Genomic DNA, 17,600 nt, shown 5'->3' on the forward strand with positions numbered 1-17,600 from the left:
CCTCAGACCTCCTGTACCGCAGGCAGGGTGGCGCTGCTCAGTTCGCGGCGCAGTGCAGCACTGTGCTCGGCGATGCGCCGGCGGTAGCTGTCCTTGTGTACGTAGTAGGCCATGCGCTCGAGCTCAAGATAGCGATAGCCTCCGTCGACGCGTTGCCCGGCCTGTTCACGGATGGTCTTGCGCAGAGCCTGCGCCGCGGGGCTGCCGGCCTGAAGCTGGCGGATGTACAGCGCGACCAGTTCGGCCTGCTCATCGCGACCCTGCCAGCCGAGGCCCGATGCTTCGACCATGCCGAGCATGAAGATGTCATCATGTTCGGGGTGGAACACGTTGAGGTACAGCTGCGGTGCACCGGCACCTTGCGGCCAGTTCAGCTCGCTGCGCTCGATGAACGGGTAATCGAGCTTGTAGCCGGTGGCCATGAGGATCAGGTCGTAGTCGGCCTGCTGGCCATTGGAGAAGGTCACGCTCCGGCCATTCACTGCGGTGATATCACCACGCGGACGGATGTCACCGTGGCCAATGTGATGCAGTACCAGCGAGTTCATCACCGGATGCGATTCGTACAGGCGATAGTCGGGATCGGGCAGCCCGTACTGCGAGGGCTTGCCGACCAGGGCGCGCACCAGCAGGCCGTCGAGCATCTGCTTGAGCCGGCGTGGCAGTTTGATCGCGCCGCCGAAGGTATCGGTGGGCTTGCCAAGGATGAACTTGGGCAGGAAGTGGTAGCCGCGGCGCACGGAGATGTCTACCGAGGCCGCACGGTGCACGGCATCAACTGCGATATCACAGGCCGAGTTGCCGCAGCCGACCACCAGCACGCGCTTGCCGGCGAAGATGTCGGCGCTCTTGTAATCGCTCGAATGCAGCAGCTCACCGCTGAAGGCGCCGGGCAGAGGCGCCAGATTCGGCGTGTGCAGGGTTCCGTTGGCGATCAGCACACCGTCGAAATGCCATTCACGCTGCTCACCGTTGCGCTCGCTGATCAGCTTCCAGCCCTGCGTCTGACGCTCGACTCGCAGCACGCGAGTGTCGAACTGGTAGTGCTCATACAGGCGAAAGTGCCGCGCGTAGTCACGGAAATAGCGGCGCATCTCGCTGTGATGCGGGTAGGGCGCCACTTCGGCGCGCATGGGGAATTCACGGAACTCGGTGGTGCCCTTGGAGGAAATCAGGTGGGCCGAGTGGTACATGGTGCTGTGCGGATTGTCGATGTCCCACAGACCGCCGACGTCGCTATGCAGCTCGAAGCCGACGAAATCGATGCCGTGTTTTTTCAAATGCCGGGCCGTGCACAGGCCCATGGGGCCGGCACCTATGATGGCGTACATGGAGAACCTCGTTATTGTTATGAGTAGCAGCGCAAGTGTGAGAATTATCGCGTGACCCGGGGCCTGCGATTCAATGACAATCGGCGCCTTCGACCCGCCGCTTGTGGTTCGGGATGTCACTGTGGGAGAAGTATCGATGCCTGGGTTGCCGCCAGACGATGAAATGCAGGACGAAGTCCTGCTGGCCGAGGTGCACGATGCGTTCGGGGTGATTCGCGTGGTGCAGATCGGCGCCTACCGCTTTCTCGAGTTCGGTGATGCCATCGAACAGAGCTGCGTATTCCAGAGCGATCCCAGCTGGCTCGAGTACGACTACACCCGTGCCATGCTGCTTGGCGCGCTTTGCCACGATGCGCCGGAAACCGCGCTGTTTCTCGGCCTCGGCGCCGGCAACCTGACCCAGGCGTGTCTGAAGTACCTGCCGCTGGAGGATGTCGAGGCCATCGAGCTGCGCCCGGACGTGCCACGTCTGGCCATGGAATACCTCGGCCTCGACGATGATCCGCGGCTGACCATTCGCATCGGGGATGCCATCGAGCTGCTCGACAGTGCGGAAACCGCCGACCTGATCTTTCTCGACCTGTATACCGATCAGGGGCCGGGCGTCGGTCACCTGGCCTGGCGCTTTCTCGAAAACTGTCGTGAGAAGCTCAACCCGGGCGGCTGGCTGATCATCAACCAGTGGGCAGGCAACGACGGCAAGCCACTGGGAGCGGCGCTGCTGCGCGGTCTCTATCACCGGTATTACTGGGAGTGCCCGGTGAAGGAGGGCAATGTCGTACTGCTGATTCCGGCCGACCTCGACCAGCGTCTGGACATGGTTCGTCTGCAGGCGCGTGCGGTCGAGCTGGCGCCGCGCCTGGGCTATTCCCTGCAACCGCTGATCGACGCCCTGCGCCCGGCTACCTGAGGCCAGGGGCCGTCTGAAACCCCGGCAGGGCGCAGTGCAGAAAGGCGCAGAACATAAAAAAACGCACCCTGGCCGGGATTTTCCGGTATGATGCGCGCCGGCCATTTCATTGGCCACGTTCAGGTAGTGCAACTCGCCCGGAAAATTGACTTCCGGCAGCCAGTCCCAAGCGGACTATCCTTGACGATTCACTTTCATCACGTTTTCGCAAATCCCGCCGACCAGGCTGCCAGGGTGACCCACAAGGTCTTACAAGGCACGCGCAGCTTTGGGACATGGGCCTTTGCGGATGCATTAGAGGCAGACCCATGACCCAGGAAACCGGCGGCTTCGCCGCGCTCGGACTTCATCCCAATATTCTCGCCGCCCTGACCGCAGTCGGTTACGAAGAGCCGTCTCCGATTCAGGCCCAGGCCATTCCGGTGATCCTCGCCGGCCACGACATGATCGGCCAGGCGCAGACCGGCACCGGCAAGACCGCGGCCTTCGCGCTGCCGCTGCTGTCGAAGATCGATGCGGCCAAACGCGAGCCGCAGGTACTGATCCTTGCTCCTACCCGCGAGCTGGCCCTGCAGGTGGCCACCGCGTTCGAAACCTATTCCAAGCAGATGCCGGGCGTTAACGTCGTCGCCGTCTATGGTGGCGCACCGATGGGCCCGCAGCTCAAGGCCATCCGCCAGGGCGCGCAGATCATCGTGGCCACCCCGGGCCGCCTGGTCGACCACCTGCGTCGCGACGAGAAGGTGCTGTCCACCATTCAGCATCTGGTCCTCGACGAAGCTGACGAAATGCTCAAGCTGGGTTTCATGGACGATCTGGAGATCATCTTCGAAGCCATGCCGGAAAGCCGCCAGAGCGTGCTGTTCTCCGCGACCCTGCCGCATTCGATCCGCGCCATCGCCGAGAAGCACCTGCGCGAGCCGCAGCACATCAAGATCGCCGCCAAGACCCAGACTGTCTCGCGCATCGAGCAGGCGCACCTGATGATCCATGCTGATCAGAAGACCAACGCCGTGCTACGCCTGCTGGAAGTCGAGGAATTCGACGCGCTGATCGCCTTCGTACGAACCAAACAGGCCACCCTGGATCTGGCCAGCGCGCTGGAAGCCAAGGGTTTCAAGGCCGCTGCGCTGAATGGCGATATCGCCCAGAACCAGCGCGAGCGCGTGATCGAGTCGCTCAAGGATGGCCGTCTGGACATCGTCGTCGCCACTGACGTCGCTGCCCGTGGTATCGACGTGCCGCGCATTACCCACGTGTTCAACGTCGACATGCCGTACGACCCGGAGTCCTACGTACACCGTATCGGTCGTACCGGCCGTGCCGGCCGCGATGGTCGTGCGCTGCTGCTGGTGACTCCGCGCGAGCGCCGCATGCTGCAGGTGATCGAGCGGGTTACCGGGCAGAAGGTCGGTGAGGTGAAACTGCCGAACGCCCAGCAGGTGCTGGATGCGCGCATCAAGAAGCTGACCAGCAGCCTGGCGCCGCTGGTTGCTGACGCCGAAGCCAGCCATGGCGATCTGCTCGATCGCCTGACCGCCGACATCGGTTGCAGCCCGCGTGCCCTGGCCGCTGCGCTGCTGAAGAAGGCCACCAACGGCCAGGCGTTGGATCTGGCCAGCGTCGAGCGCGAGCAGCCGCTGGTGCCGGGCGTTGGCGCCCCGCGTGAGCGTCGCGAGCGTGATGGTGACCGTGGCGGCGAGCGTGGCGAATACCGCGAGCGTCGTGCGCCGATGCCGCTGGCCGAGGGGCGCGTGCGTTGCCGTACCGCACTGGGCACTCGTGACGGCATCGCTGCGAAGAACCTGCTGGGCGCGATCCTCAACGAGGGCGGTCTGGCGCGCGAAGCCATTGGCCGCATCCAGATCCGCGAGACCTTCAGCCTGGTCGAATTGCCGGAAGATGGCCTGGACCGTCTGCTCGGCAAGTTGAAGGACACCCGCGTCGCCGGCAAGGCGCTGAAACTGCGCCGCTACCGCGAAGATTGATCCGGCAGGTGTGATGCCTTGCCCGTGATCAGCAGAACGCCGCGCCCCGATAAAGGGCGCGGCGTTTTCGTTTCTGCATCGGTCTGTCAGCCGGTTTCGAGATTGGCCTTTGGCGCCAGGCGGTCGAATACCTCGGCTGTCAGTGCCGCCTCACCGGCTTCGTCGAGCACTTCACGCGGGTGTTCGCTGCCGGGAATGCTGCTGTCGAGCATGCTCAGTAACTGAGCGCCGCGCGCAGTAAGAATGAAGTTCTCGCCGTTGCCACCTTCTTCCTCTGGACGTGGCTCGATAAAGCCGTTGTGCAGCAGGCTCGCTTCGTAGCGGGCGGCCTCGGCGCGCAGATGGTCAAGGTTGGCCACGGGTTCGCCGGCGTTTTCATGCTCTTCGGCCAGGTCTTCGGCGTAGCGACGCGGGGCAAAGGGTTTGCCGGCGGAGTTCTGTGCCTCGTGCAGCAGGCGTTCGATCAGGTCCCAGTCATGTTTCATGGCGGTACTCCCTAAGCGATGGGCTTATAGGGTCCGACTTCACTGGCGCGGTACGGTTCGACCCAATTGCCTGAGCGGTCCGTGCAAAGCAAAACGCCCCGAACCAGTCGGGGCGTTTCAGGTGCCTTGCCGGCTGCGATCAGGCGCGGCGGCGGAACAGCGGTTGTGGCTGGTCGGCCGAAGCCTGGTAGACCTCGCTGTAGTCGTCGAAGGCCTTCAGTGCGTCGTACGGGTCCTTGTCGGCGCGCACGGCGAAGGCGTCGAAACCGACGCGGCGCAGGGCGAACAGCTGGTCACGCAGGACGTCGCCGATGGCGCGCACTTCGCCCTTGTAGTTGTAGCGGGTGCGTAGCAGGTAGGCGCTGGAGGAGTGACGGCCGTCGGTGAAGGCAGGGAACTCCAGAGCGATGACCTGGAAATGTGCCAGGTCATCGGCGATTTCCTCGATTTCCTCGCCGGCTTCCAGCCATACGCCGAGACCGCCATCGCGGGCCTTGAGCGCGTGCGCATGCTCGCGCCAAAGGCTCAGCGGAACGATAATGTCGTCGCAGTTGGGGATGGCGTCCAGGGTCACGTCCTTGGCCAGCAGATGCCAGGTTTCGTCGACCACCTGACCGTTCTTAATGATTCGCTGCATAGACGCGCTCCTTGAACGGGTCGATACCGATGCGGCGGTAGGTATCGAGGAAGCTTTCTTCTTCGGTGCGTTGTTCGACATAGACGTTGATGATCTTGTCGATCACGTCCGGCATGTCGTCCTGGGCGAAGGACGGGCCGAGAATCTGCGCCAGGCTGGCTTCGCGACCGGCGCTGCCGCCGAGCGAGACCTGATAGAACTCCTGGCCTTTCTTGTCCACGCCGAGAATGCCGATGTGGCCCACATGGTGGTGACCGCAGGCGTTCATGCAGCCGGAGATGTTCAGGTCGATGTCGCCGATATCGAACAGGTAGTCGAGATCGTCGAAGCGGCGCTGAATGGCTTCGGCCACCGGGATCGACTTGGCGTTGGCCAGGGAGCAGAAATCGCCACCTGGGCAGCAGATGATGTCGGTCAGCAGGCCCACGTTCGGTGTGGCGAAACCCTGTTCGCGCAGCTCGCCCCACAGGGTCAGCAGCTGACGCTGCTCGACGTCGGCAAGGATGATGTTCTGGTTGTGGCTGTTGCGCACTTCACCGAAGGAGTAACGGTCGGCCAGATCGGCGATGGCGTCGAGTTGCTTGTCGGTGACGTCGCCCGGCGCCACTCCGGTGGGCTTGAGCGACAGGGTTACGGCCACGTAGCCGGGTTTCTTGTGGGCAAAGGTGTTGCGCTGGCGCCAGCGGGCAAAACCCGGGTGCTCGGCGTCCTGCTGGGCGAGCAGGGCAGCTTCGTCCTGCAGGGAGAGATAGTTCGGGTCGACGAAGTGGGCGGCGACACGGGCGACTTCAGCCTCGGTCAGAGTGGTCGGGCCGTCCTTGAGGTGCGCCCATTCGGCGTTGACGCGCTCGGCGAACACCTCGGGAGTCAGCGCCTTGACCAGGATCTTGATGCGCGCCTTGTACTTATTGTCGCGACGGCCATAGCGGTTGTACACGCGCAGGATTGCGTCGAGGTAGCTGATCAGGTGCTGCCAGGGCAGGAATTCGTTGATGAAGCTGCCGACGATCGGAGTACGACCCAGGCCTCCGCCAACGGAAACACGGAAGCCCAACTCGCCAGCCTCGTTCTTCACCGCTTCCAGACCGATGTCATGGACTTCGATGGCCGCGCGGTCGCTGACTGCACCGTTGACGGCGATCTTGAACTTGCGCGGCAGGTGGCTGAATTCGGGGTGGAAGGTCGACCACTGACGGATGATTTCGCACCAGGGGCGCGGATCGACGATCTCGTCCTTGGCCACGCCGGCGAACTGGTCGGTGGTGGTGTTGCGGATGCAGTTGCCGCTGGTCTGGATGGCGTGCATCTGTACGGTGGCCAGCTCGGCGAGAATCTCCGGCACGTCTTCGAGATCCGGCCAGTTGAACTGGACGTTCTGACGGGTGCTGATGTGGGCGTAGCCCTTGTCGTAGTCGCGGGCGATCTTGGCCAGCATGCGTACCTGGGTGGACGACAGCAGGCCGTAGGGTACGGCGATGCGCAGCATGGGCGCATAACGCTGGATATACAGACCGTTCTGCAGGCGCAGCGGGCGGAATTCCTCGCCGCTCAGCTCTCCGGAGAGATAGCGGCGGGTTTGATCGCGGAACTGCTTGACGCGATCCTCGACGATCTTTTGATCGTACTGGTCATATACGTACATGAAGGGTCCTGTTTTCAGGCTACTTACTGCCAATCAGCGCGCACGGCCGCGCACTCCCCGAGGAGCCGGGGCACGATACCAGCTCAGGTTTATGCGTAAAAGTGATGTTTGAATATATAAACCTGCCTTTAGGGAATAAGACTGGTGCAGAGCATAACCAGATGGTTTGAGCGAAGGCCGATGCTGGTCTTAAATGCTGTGTGCGTCACCCACAATCACAAGAAGAGGGGGAGCCATGAGCGAACACACCAATACGGACAATTCCGACAGCGTCATTGATGCCTGGGCGATCTTCTGCCTGATTCTGATTGCAGTGGGCACGGCGGTTTTCTGGGTCAGCGGGCAGTGAGGACAAAGGCCGGCGTGCATTAGCTGTCGGCCTTTTTTCATTTGCGTCTTATACTGCGCCCCGTTAACTGAGGAGGGGCGGTGTGATCAGGTGGATGCTGGGCCTGGGGTTACTGTGGTGTTGTTCACTGGTGGCAGCGCAATCGCGTGTGCCAACGGTGGTTTTTCTCAGCCCCGGCTATTCCAATGAACCGTTCTGGACCGACTATGCCCACTACATGCAGGACGCTGCAGGCGATCTCGGCTTCGAGCTGAAAGTGCTCTACGGCGAGCGCGATATGACGCGCATGCTGGGCAACGCCCGGCAGGTTCTGGACGGGGAGCTTCCCGATTACCTGATCTTCACCAACGAGCAGTTTCAGGGGCCTTTGCTGCTACGTCTGTTCGAAGGTACTCAGGTACAACTGTTCGCCCTGCACAGCACGCTCACCGAAGAACAGCAGGCTCTGATCGGCGGCAGCCGCGAACGTCATCGCAACTGGCTGGGAAGCCTGGTACCCAATGATGAAGAGGCCGGGTACCTGACGGGGCGTGACCTGATCGCGCTCAGTCACGGCGAACCGGCCGAAGTGCTGGCGTTCACCGGAGTCAAGCAGACACCTTCTTCGGTGTTGCGTCTGGCCGGCCTGCAGCGTGCGCTGAACGAGGCGCCGCACGTGCGCCTGGTGCAGGCCGTGCATGGTGAATGGCTGGAGCAGCGTGCCTACGAACAGGCGGTCAGCCTGTTGCCGCGCTATCCCGGAGTGAGCCTGGTCTGGTCCGCCAATGATTCGATGGCTTTCGGTGTCATGCAGGCGGCAGTGGAGCAGAAGCGGAAACTGCACTATTCCGCGCTGAACAACTCGGCGCGGGTGCTGCAGGCGCGTATCGATGGAAAGATCGACGTCCTGGCCAGCGGACATTTCCTCCTGGGCGCCTGCGCGATGGTGATGCTCCATGATCACTATCACGGGTTTGACTTCATCGAGCGTGGCGGCAAGGACCAGGTGGCGCGTTTGCTGCGCACGGTCGACGGCAGCGAGTCGCAGAAGCTGCTCAAGCGTCTTGGTCAGGAGGATATAGGCATGGACTTCCGTCAGTTCAGCGCGGTGTCGCAGCCACAACAAGAGCGCTACGACTGCTCGATTGCACCGCTGCTGGACTGATCAGCCGGTTGCCAGGTGCAGGATCAGCTTGACCGCGCCCAGCAGCACGATCACGAACAAGGCAGTGAAGATGACCCCGAGCAGAATGAAGTGACTGGGTTTGCCGCGGCTGAAATCGCGGCTGCGGTTCTTCCCGCTCTGTACGCCGAGCGCTGCCGCCAGCACGCTCTGCAGCATCTCGCGCAGCGTCAGCGGGGCCTGTTGAGGGTCTTTGTGCTGATCAGTCATGGTCAGTCTCTCCTTCGTTCCTGCAAGCATAGCCCGCAACCTGCCTGGCGGCACGAGGGGGCTAGGCTGGCTTCAGCGAATCAGGCAATCTGCCAGCGCCTGACCAACGACGCTTACCATGCCTGACGACCTTTTTGCCGACGACGCCGCGCAGACCGAGCGCACCCGCGAAACCATCCTGCTCTATCACCTGAGCTGGAAACATCGCGACCTCGAAGCGGTGATGGCGCTGTATCACCCCGATATCGAATACAACGATTTCTATCAGCAGCGTTGCATGCGTCTGGCCGATTTGCGCGAGTACGTCGAGGCCAACCTGCCGCGCCGCCCAGGCGAGTTGCTGGAGCACATCGATCGTATTCGCATCGATGGTCATACTGCCTTCATCCAGTACCGCACCAGCCTGCAGGGCGGAGAAGGGCTGGTGTCGTTTCGCACCGGTGAAGCCATCACTGTGCGTGACGGGCTGATCTGGCGTATCAACGAATACGCCACCCTGGTGCGCGAGCTTCGTGGCACCAGCGAAACCGTCACCTCGCGCCCGGCGATCAGCCGCCTGGGGCTGTCTACGCGTCAGCTTGGGCAGCTGGCGCAGGATCTTCAGGATTATTTCCAGCGCAGCCAGCCCTTTCTCGACCCGGAGCTGGACCTGCAGCAGGTGGCAGCGGCGACCGGTTACAGCCGCAACCAGATTTCCCATCTGCTCAACCAGGTTCTAGGCGAAAGCTTCTATCGCTACGTCAATCGCGCTCGTCTGCAGTACCTGCTCGATGGCTTGCAGGCAGGAAGCGACCTCAAGCGCATCGACGAGTTGGCCTTTGCCGCTGGCTTCAATTCGTTGTCGGCTTTTTATAGCTGTTTCAAGCGTTACACCGGGCTGTCGCCCAAGGCGTATCTCAAGGAAATTTCCTCGCGGGCACGCACGCAAGACAGCGCCTGATCGCCACTACTAGCCTTGCGTCATCAACCGATGACGGAGGCGTGGATGAACTGGCGCAACATCAGTCTGTGGATAGATCAGCTCGATGATCCACTACAGGCGCGGCCCAGCCTGCTGCACGATATTCAGGCAGACGTGGCCATCATTGGCGCCGGCTACACCGGCTTGTGGACGGCCTATTACCTCAAGCGCCAGGCACCGCAGCTGCGGGTGGTGATCGTGGAAGCCGAGACCGCCGGCTTCGGTGCTTCCGGGCGCAATGGTGGCTGGCTGATGGGCAACCTGCTTGGCGAAGACCGGTTGCTCGCCGGCTTGCCGGCAACCGAGCGCAAGGCCTCGTTCGAACTGCTGCACGCCATTCCCGATGAAGTGGCTGAGGTCGTCGCCCGTGAAGGGATCGACTGCGACCTGCGCAAGGGTGGGGTGCTGTATTGCGCAGCGCGTTATCCGGAGCAGGAGTTGCGCCTGCGGGACTATCTCAAGGAGCTGCGTGCACTGGGCCTGAGCGAGGACGACTACCGCTGGCTGCCGCCGAGCGAACTGGCTGCGCAGCTGCGCCTGGCCAATGCCTATGGTGCGCTGTACAGCCCGCACTGCGCGACCATTCAGCCCGCCAAACTGGTACGGGGCCTGGCGCGTTGCGTCGAAAATATGGGTGTCGAGCTCTACGAGCGCAGCCCGGTGATCGACTGGCAGCCAGGCCAGGTACGCACGGCACAGGCTCGTGTGACGGCCGATTGGGTGGTGCCGGCTATCGAGGGTTACGCGGCCACCTTGTCGCCGCTGGGTAATCATCAGTTGCCGGTGCAGAGCCTGATCGTGGCCACCGAGCCACTACCGGCGGACGTCTGGGCCGGTATCGGCCTGGAGCGCGGGCAGGCGTTCAGTGAATTCAGCCGCCAAGTGACCTACGGCCAGCGCAGCCTCGATGATCGTCTGATCTTCGGCGCACGCGGCGGTTATCGTTTTGGTGGACGTCTGCGCAGCGATTTCAACCTCACCGAAGAAGAACTGGGCCTGCGCCGCTATTTGATGGGGGAAATCTTCCCGCAACTGCGCAGCGTCCGCTTCAGCCACTCCTGGGGCGGCAACCTGGGCATGGCGCGGCGCTTCCAGCCGCACATGCTACGTGACTCACGCAACCGCATCGCGTTGTCTGGCGGCTACGGCGGCGAGGGTGTAGGTGCCAGCAACCTGGGCGGACGCACGCTGGCAGATCTGATTCTGGGGCGCGACAGCGAACTGCTACGCCAGCCCTGGGTGCTGAGTGACAGCCCGATTTCCCGTTTGCCTCGCTGGGAGCCCGAACCCTGCCGCTGGCTCGGTTACAACACGATCATCCGCAGTTTCGTTCACGAGGACGAAGTACTCGCCAACCCACGCAGCCCAGCCTGGCGGCGGCGTCTGGCGCAGGCGTTGGCTGCGCGTATGGAAAGCCTGATGGGCTGAGCGAATGCCAGCCGTCCCTTTATCTGGAGTCCCCATGAACATTACCCATTTTCGTGACACCCCCAACATCGTTCTGGATGTGTCCAATCCTGTCGCCGTCCCGCTGGGCGAGCCGGTGGCTGTCGCTTCGACCACCAGTGTCGAGCGCAGTGACGGCGTCGAGACCGGGGTATGGGAATGCACGCCGGGGCGCTGGCGCCGGCAGATCGTGCAGCAGGAGTTCTGTCACTTCGTGGCTGGGCGTTGCACCTTCACGCCTGACGGCGGTGAGCCTATCGAGATCCACGCGGGCGACGCGCTGATGATGCCGGCCAATACCGTCGGCATCTGGGACATACAAGAAACGGTGCGCAAGACCTATGTGCTGATCTTCTGACCAGCACCTTTTCAGTGACTGCCTAAAACAACAAGACCATCGACGAGGTATTCCATGCTGAAGAAACTCCTGCCGTGTCTGATCCTGGCCGGCACCGCCCATGCCGCTGACAGCGTGCGCATCTACAACTGGACCGACTACATCGCCCCGGACACCCTCAGGGAGTTCGAAAAGATCAGCGGCCTGGGCACCCATTACGATGTCTATGACAGCAACGAGACGCTGGACGCCAAGCTCATGGCCGGGCGCTCCGGCTACGACGTGGTGTTCCCTTCCAACCACTTCATGGCCCGGCAGATCCAGGGTGGTGCGCTGAAGAAACTCGATCGCAGCAAGCTACCGAACTGGAACAACCTCAACCCGGTGCTGATGAAGGCGCTGGAGGTCAATGATCCGGGCAACGCACACGGCTTCCCTTACCTGTGGGGCAGCACGGGTATCGGTTACAACGTCGACAAGGTGCGTGCGGTGCTGGGCGATGCGGTGAAGATGGACAGCTGGGACGTACTGTTCGATCCGGCCAAGCTGGCCAAGCTCAATGAGTGTGGCGTCGCGATCCTCGACAACGGCCCGGAAATGCTGCCGATTGCCCTGCATCATCTGGGGCTGCCGCACCACAGCAAGAACCCCGAGGACTACAAGCGCGCCGAAGCGCTGCTGATGGAGATGCGCAAGAACGTGCGCTACTTCCACTCCTCCAAATACGTTGGCGATCTGGCCAATGGCGAAATCTGCATGGCGGTCGGCTTCTCCGGCGACATCATGCAGGCTGGCGCGCGTGCTGCCGAGGCAGGCAATGGTGTGAAGATCCAGTACGAGATCCCGAAAGAAGGCGCGCCGATCTGGTTCGACATGGTGGCCATGCCGGCCGATGCCGGCAACGAGGAGGGGGCCTACGCCTTCATGAACTACCTGCTGCAGCCAGAGGTGATGGCGGGTATCAGCAACCATGTGAAATACGCCAACGGCAACCTCAAGGCCGATAGTCTGGTCGATCCCGCGCTCAGGGCAGACCCGACCGTTTATCCGCCTGAGGCGGTGATGGACAAGCTGTACACGCTGGAGGCCATGCCGCTGAAAATCGACCGGGTGCGCACGCGCATCTGGAGCAAGGTCAAGAGTGGCGTCTGATCGCTACGATTAAAAAGCCCCGGCATGCCGGGGCTTTTTCTTGCGCGTGATCTGAGGCGCTTGGCTCAAACCTTGAACCGGCCGAGCAGACGATCCTGCTGGCCGACTTGCTCCACCATCGAGGCGCACTGCTGTACCTGCTGTTCAGCGCCACCGGCTAGTTCATGGCTGATGTCGCGGATGTTGGTGGTGTTGCGGTTGATTTCCTCGGTGGTAGCGCTCTGCTCTTCGGCTGCGGTGGCGATCTGCAGGTTCATGTCGTTGATGCGGGTGATCGCCTCGCGAATACGGCCGAGCATGTCGTTGGCCGCATCAGCCTCTCCGGCGGTCCTGCTGGCGGTATCGCGGCTCTGCTGCATGCGGCTTTCGGCCTGACGCACGCCGCCTTGCAACTGGTCGATCATCTGGCGGATTTCCTGCGTGGCCTGTTGCGTGCGTGAAGCCAGAGAGGGGACTTCATCGGCGACCACGGCAAAGCCCCGGCCGGACTCACCGGCGCGCGCGGCTTCGATGGCTGCGTTCAGCGCCAGCAGGTTGGTCTGTTCGGCGATGCTGGTGATCACCTGCAGAATCGACTCGATATTGTGGCTGAGCTTGGCCAGTTCGTTGATCGCCTGGCTGGTCTCGTCCATCTCATCGGCCAGATGGCGGATCGCCGAACTGGATTGCGAGACCACGCGCACGCCGTTCTCGGTTTCCTCGTTGGCGGCGACCGCAGCCTGGGCTGCAGCCTGGGCATTGCGCGCCACTTCTTCGGCAGTAGAGGCCATCTCCTGCATGGCGGTGGCCAGCTGGTCGAGCTCCTGCAGTTGCTCCTGCAGACGTCGGGCTGCCTGTTCCGATTCGTTGGAGGTCAGTGCGGTGCTTTCACGAACCTGATGCGAACTGCTCATCACATCGCCAATCAGCGTCTGCAGAGTCTGCAGGAAGTGGTTGAACTCCTGCGACAGCTCCCCGATCTCGTCGTTGCTGGAGATCGCCAGACGCCGGGTGAGGTCACCTTCACCGCTGTTGATTTCGCGCAGCGAGCTGCTGAGCAGACCCAGAGGTTTGAGCAGCTTGCCCATCAGCAGGCCAAGCACGACCAGGCTGATGGCCACGCCGACCACGGTGCCGACTATCGCCAGCCAGGTCAGACGGTTGGCTTCGGCCATTACCACGCTCTCGTCCAGCACCACACCGATGTACCAGTCCATACCGCGCAGGTTGGACAGTGGCGTGAAGGAAACCATCAGGTTCTGCCCGCCGGCCTCGATCTCGCGCAGCTCCTTGTCGAGCGCAGGGCTCTGGCCATCGAAGAGCGAGCTGTAGGGCTTGCCGTTGTAGTCGGCATCGGGGTGGGAAATGATGTTTCCTGAGCGGCTGAGCAGAAAGGCGTAGCCGGCGCCATTGAAATCCAGGGTGTTGACCGCATCGGCTACCGACTGCAGGCGGATATCGCCACCGAATGCGCCGAGAACTTTGCCGGCATCACTGATTCGGGCCACGGCGGAGATGAGGATCTCGTTGGTGGTGGAATCGACGTAGGGTTCGGTCAGCACTGCCTGGCTGCCGGCCTTGCCGGATGCATACCAGGGGCGCTTGCGGCCATCCCAATCGGCACTGGGGTTCCAGTCATCGCTGTTCTTGATTGGTTTGCCGTCGGCCTCCAGCGCACCGAAGATCAGAATGAATTCGCTCTTGAGCAGTGGCGAATCGAACACGCGCTGGTTTTCTTCAGGGCTGTAGTTGCTGTCGATGATCTGCGACATCAGGTCGATCAGACGCAACTTGGCGTTGAGCCAGTTTTCGATCTGGCGCGCCAGCGCGTTGCTTGACTCGGAGATGCTGGATTCAACCTGATCGCGCAGGGTATCGCGTACCTGGCTGACCTGAGACAGCGACAGCAGGCTGGTAGTAAGAAACAGCACTGCAGCGGCCGCAATGCCGACCTTGTGGGCGATCTTCATGAATGGCTCCTAGTACACCTGAACGGCGGGACTACATCGATGCAAGGCAGACAAACCGGGTACAGCGCCGGTTTTTTCCGGCAGGGCTTATCGCCTCTCTGTACGCTCTTTATCGGTCTGTAGCGCTTACTCTTGAGTCCTGGCCGCTTTTCTGTGCAGGCGACTGGTATTGATCACGTCCACTGCGCGGGCGCGGAGCTGACCGCAGCCGCCGTCGACATCCTGGCCGGCCGAGTTGCGCACCTTGGTCAGCACGCCACGGCTGTGCAGGTAACGCACCATTTCGACGATGCGCTCGCCATCCGGGCGCTGGTAATCGTCGGCTTCCAGGCTGTTGTAGGGGATCAGGTTGAGCACGGCGAACTTGCCCTTGAACAGGCGCAGGATGTTGTCCATCTCTTCCTGGCTGTCATTGACGCCCTTGAGCAATGTCCACTGGTACTGGATCGGGTAGTCGATGCTGCGGGCATAGGCTTCACCCAGCTCCATCAACTGTTCCGGGTCGATGCGCGGCGCTCTGGGCAGCAGGCGCTGGCGCAGCTCGGCGTTGGTGGTGTGCAGCGACAGCGCCAGGGCAGGGCGCACACGCTGCTTGGGCAGGCGCTCGAACACACGGGGATCGCCGACCGTGGAGAACACCAGGTTGCGGTGACCGATGCCGCCTTCGGTACCGAGCAGGTCGATGGCTTCCAGCACGTTGTCGAGGTTGTGCGCGGGTTCGCCCATGCCCATGAACACCACTTTCTTCACCGCACGCCGGCGACGACCCAGCACCACCTGAGCAACCATTTCGGCAGCACTGAGCTGGCGCAGCAGGCCGCTCTTGCCGGTCATGCAGAAGGTGCAGCCGACGGCGCAACCGACCTGGCTGGAGATGCACAGGCCGTCGCGAGGCAACAGCACGCTCTCGACCATCTGCCGGTCGGCCAGCTCCACCAGAAGGCGCGATGAACCGTCAGCGCCCGGATGTTCGGCACTGACCCGGGCCAGCTGCTCAAGGCTGGCGGCAATGGCTGGCAGCCCTCCACGTACCGTCAGCGGCAGGAAGTTCTCGGTTTTCTGATGCCTGGTGCCGGTATCCAGCGGCTTGCCCTGCAGCCAGGCACGGGTGATGCGCCCGATATGCTGGGGTTTGGCGCCGAGGTCGGCGAGGCGTTGGTTGAGTTCGGAGAGCTGCATGGGGCGCGCATGCTACCACTGCCGCGCGCACCTGCGTAGGCCGTTTCAGCGGGCGGCGAGGAACTGGCCGAAACCGCGTTCGTTGCCCAGGTCAGGGGCGATACGCTCTTCGTCCACGGCCAGCCTGCCGTTGATCAGCACGTGGCTGACACAGCCTGGATTGCGGCAGACCATGCGCTGGATGCCGAAGCCCTGCATCTCGTCCCAGTTTTCCCGTTCCAGGTTCTGCTGCAGTCCGGTCGGGTCTAGCACCACCAGATCGGCACGATCGCCCGGGCGGATGTAGCCGGCCTCGATGCCGAGCCAGTCGGCCTGCTCGCCGGTGAGGCGGTGCACGGCACGCTCCAGGCTCATCACCGGCTGGCCTTCGTCGTGGCTTTCCTTGACCAGTTTGAGAAAGCGCAGCGGCAGGTTGTAGAAGGCCATGTTGCGGATGTGTGCGCCGGCGTCGGAGAAGGTGATCAGGGTGTTCGGGCTTTGCACCATGCGCCGCAGTTTCTCCTGGCGGTGGTTGCCGATCACGGTGAACCAGCGCAACTGACGGCCGTACTGCACCACCATGTCGAGGAACAGGTCGACCACGTGCAGACCGCGCTCCTGCGCCACCTCGGCAAAGTTGCGGCCGACCAGCGAGGCGTCCGGGCAGCCGAGGATGACTGCATCGCCGAAGTCGCGTTGCCAGACCCGCGGCGACAGCTTGTCCGAGTAGAACTTGCGGAAGGTGCGGCGGTACTGCTCGTCTTGCAGCAGTTTGTTGCGCTCGAGCTGATCCTTGACGTCGAGGGCCATTTCGCCTGCGCCGAATTCCTCGAACAGCACCACATCCATGCCGTCGGCATAGATGGCGAAGGGGGTCGGCAGCAGCTGCCAGCGGAAGTCGCCGCCGAGTCGGTTGGTCAACCAGCCGGAGAGGCGGGCGAGGAGCGCCAGGCTGCGATTGCCCTTGAGGTCGAGCAGGGAGATCAGCGTGGTCTTCAGCGGCTTGCGCAGCAGGCCGATGGCCTCGCCCAGGTACTGGGTGATCTGCAGCGGATTGGCCGCGTTCGGCGCACCCTGGTGCACACGGCCGCGCTGGCGCAGCAGGCGGTTGAGGCGGCGCACCTCGCGCCAGCGCGCGTAGGTGCTGGGCAGGCTTTTCGACCACTCGCGGTCGCCGTCGATCTTGTCCCACTTCAGGCACATGGTGGACAGGCCGAGGAAGCCGCAGTCCAGTGCCTCGCCGAGTACCGCCTCCATGCGCTGCATCTCGGCCTCGCTGGGTACCACCTGGCGGTCGGTGGCGCGGTGCAGGCCCATGACCGAGACGCGCAGGTCGCTGTGACCTAGGAAGCTCACCAGGTTCGGGCCGAGCGGCTGCTGGTCGACGAACTCGCGCCATCGCCGCGGGCTGTTCCAGGTCTTGCGCTCGTGCAGGATCGGCAGCACCTTCTCGCGCGGCACGGTTTCCACCCGGGTGAAGATATCCGAGGCATCCTCGGCGTCGCTGCAGACCATGCTCAGCGAGCAACTGCCGACCAGCACCGTGGTCACGCCGTGGCGCACCGACTCGGAAAGGCTGGGGGCAACCATCAGCTCGGCGTCGTAGTGGGTATGGGTGTCGAGGAAACCCGGGGTGATCCACTTGCCCTGGGCGTCGATGACCCGCTCGGCCAGGCTGGCGTCGAGCGGCTCGGCGCTGACCAGGGCAATTCGCCCGTCCTTGATCGCCAGGCTGCGGATGGCGGAGGGGACAGGGCTGCCGTCGAAATAGCGGCCGCCCTGGATGATCAGGTCGTAGTGGGACATGGCTGTGGCCTCGGCTCTTGTTGTTGTGAGATCAGACTAGGCGCCTGTGCAGTGCAAAACTTGTCATTACACGACAG

Annotated in this window: 15 protein-coding genes; 7 read left to right on the forward strand and 8 right to left on the reverse strand. The window is 62.8% G+C overall.

Going from position 1 to position 17,600, the window contains the following annotated elements; translation table 11 throughout:
• Positions 1-2: 2 nt before the first annotated feature.
• A complete protein-coding gene (locus OEG79_RS10205; protein ID WP_264148602.1) occupies positions 3-1,331 on the reverse strand; it encodes a flavin-containing monooxygenase in 1,329 nt (442 codons plus the stop codon).
• A 136-nt stretch (positions 1,332-1,467) separates the two neighbouring features.
• Between OEG79_RS10205 and OEG79_RS10210 the strand changes: the two genes are divergently transcribed.
• Both OEG79_RS10210 and OEG79_RS10215 read left to right on the forward strand, forming a co-directional pair.
• Positions 1,468-2,241 (forward strand): spermidine synthase, encoded by a 774-nt coding sequence (locus tag OEG79_RS10210; RefSeq protein WP_264148603.1) that lies wholly within the window; start codon positions 1,468-1,470, stop codon positions 2,239-2,241.
• 275 nt (positions 2,242-2,516) lie between these two features.
• Positions 2,517-4,229, forward strand: coding sequence for a DEAD/DEAH box helicase (locus OEG79_RS10215; RefSeq protein WP_264148604.1), 1,713 nt, complete (start codon positions 2,517-2,519; stop codon positions 4,227-4,229).
• 86 nt (positions 4,230-4,315) lie between these two features.
• Here the strand turns inward: OEG79_RS10215 and OEG79_RS10220 are convergent, their stop codons facing one another.
• The 3 genes from OEG79_RS10220 to OEG79_RS10230 all read right to left on the reverse strand — a co-directional run bounded on the left by OEG79_RS10220 (position 4,316) and on the right by OEG79_RS10230 (position 6,993).
• Positions 4,316-4,714 carry a transcriptional regulator gene (locus tag OEG79_RS10220; RefSeq protein WP_264148605.1) on the reverse strand — a complete coding sequence of 133 codons (399 nt, stop codon included), beginning with the start codon at positions 4,712-4,714 and terminating at the stop codon, positions 4,316-4,318.
• A 139-nt stretch (positions 4,715-4,853) separates the two neighbouring features.
• Entirely contained in the window at positions 4,854-5,351 is a 498-nt protein-coding gene (locus OEG79_RS10225) for a DUF934 domain-containing protein (RefSeq protein ID WP_264148606.1), read from the reverse strand.
• The gene (locus OEG79_RS10230; RefSeq protein ID WP_264148607.1) at positions 5,335-6,993 is read right to left on the reverse strand and encodes a nitrite/sulfite reductase; all 1,659 of its coding nucleotides are present in this window, start codon (positions 6,991-6,993) and stop codon (positions 5,335-5,337) included. The genes OEG79_RS10225 and OEG79_RS10230 overlap by 17 nt, the downstream gene beginning before the upstream one ends.
• Before the next feature lie 443 nt (positions 6,994-7,436).
• Here OEG79_RS10230 and OEG79_RS10235 point away from each other — a divergent pair, with 443 nt between their 5' ends.
• Positions 7,437-8,486, forward strand: coding sequence for an ABC transporter substrate-binding protein (locus OEG79_RS10235; RefSeq protein WP_264148706.1), 1,050 nt, complete (start codon positions 7,437-7,439; stop codon positions 8,484-8,486).
• Here OEG79_RS10235 and OEG79_RS10240 read toward each other — a convergent pair whose 3' ends face one another.
• Complete coding sequence (locus OEG79_RS10240; protein ID WP_264148608.1) at positions 8,487-8,714, reverse strand: DUF2970 domain-containing protein; 228 nt, start codon at positions 8,712-8,714, stop codon at positions 8,487-8,489.
• 118 nt (positions 8,715-8,832) lie between these two features.
• On the opposite strand from OEG79_RS10240, the gene OEG79_RS10245 reads away from it, so the two are divergent.
• The 4 genes from OEG79_RS10245 to OEG79_RS10260 are packed head-to-tail and all read left to right on the forward strand — an operon-like array spanning position 8,833 to position 12,610.
• A complete protein-coding gene (locus tag OEG79_RS10245; RefSeq protein WP_264148609.1) occupies positions 8,833-9,654 on the forward strand; it encodes an AraC family transcriptional regulator in 822 nt (273 codons plus the stop codon).
• Positions 9,655-9,699: 45 nt separating this feature from the next.
• Positions 9,700-11,103, forward strand: a complete 1,404-nt coding sequence (locus tag OEG79_RS10250) for an NAD(P)/FAD-dependent oxidoreductase (protein WP_264148610.1) — start codon at positions 9,700-9,702, stop codon at positions 11,101-11,103.
• A gap of 34 nt (positions 11,104-11,137) precedes the next feature.
• On the forward strand, positions 11,138-11,479 hold the full coding sequence (locus OEG79_RS10255) for a cupin domain-containing protein (RefSeq protein WP_264148611.1): 342 nt from the start codon (positions 11,138-11,140) through the stop codon (positions 11,477-11,479).
• 54 nt (positions 11,480-11,533) lie between these two features.
• Positions 11,534-12,610, forward strand: a complete 1,077-nt coding sequence (locus tag OEG79_RS10260; RefSeq protein WP_264148612.1) for a polyamine ABC transporter substrate-binding protein — start codon at positions 11,534-11,536, stop codon at positions 12,608-12,610.
• A 65-nt stretch (positions 12,611-12,675) separates the two neighbouring features.
• Here OEG79_RS10260 and OEG79_RS10265 read toward each other — a convergent pair whose 3' ends face one another.
• The 3 genes from OEG79_RS10265 to OEG79_RS10275 all read right to left on the reverse strand — a co-directional run bounded on the left by OEG79_RS10265 (position 12,676) and on the right by OEG79_RS10275 (position 17,523).
• The gene (locus tag OEG79_RS10265) at positions 12,676-14,559 is read right to left on the reverse strand and encodes a methyl-accepting chemotaxis protein (RefSeq protein WP_264148613.1); all 1,884 of its coding nucleotides are present in this window, start codon (positions 14,557-14,559) and stop codon (positions 12,676-12,678) included.
• A 126-nt stretch (positions 14,560-14,685) separates the two neighbouring features.
• The gene (locus OEG79_RS10270) at positions 14,686-15,738 is read right to left on the reverse strand and encodes an RNA methyltransferase (RefSeq protein ID WP_264148614.1); all 1,053 of its coding nucleotides are present in this window, start codon (positions 15,736-15,738) and stop codon (positions 14,686-14,688) included.
• Positions 15,739-15,783: 45 nt separating this feature from the next.
• Positions 15,784-17,523, reverse strand: coding sequence for an N-acyl-D-amino-acid deacylase family protein (locus OEG79_RS10275; RefSeq protein ID WP_264148615.1), 1,740 nt, complete (start codon positions 17,521-17,523; stop codon positions 15,784-15,786).
• Positions 17,524-17,600 lie beyond the last annotated feature (77 nt).

This window comes from Pseudomonas sp. Z8(2022), from assembly GCF_025837155.1.
In the GTDB taxonomy this organism is placed as follows: Bacteria; Pseudomonadota; Gammaproteobacteria; order Pseudomonadales; family Pseudomonadaceae; genus Aquipseudomonas.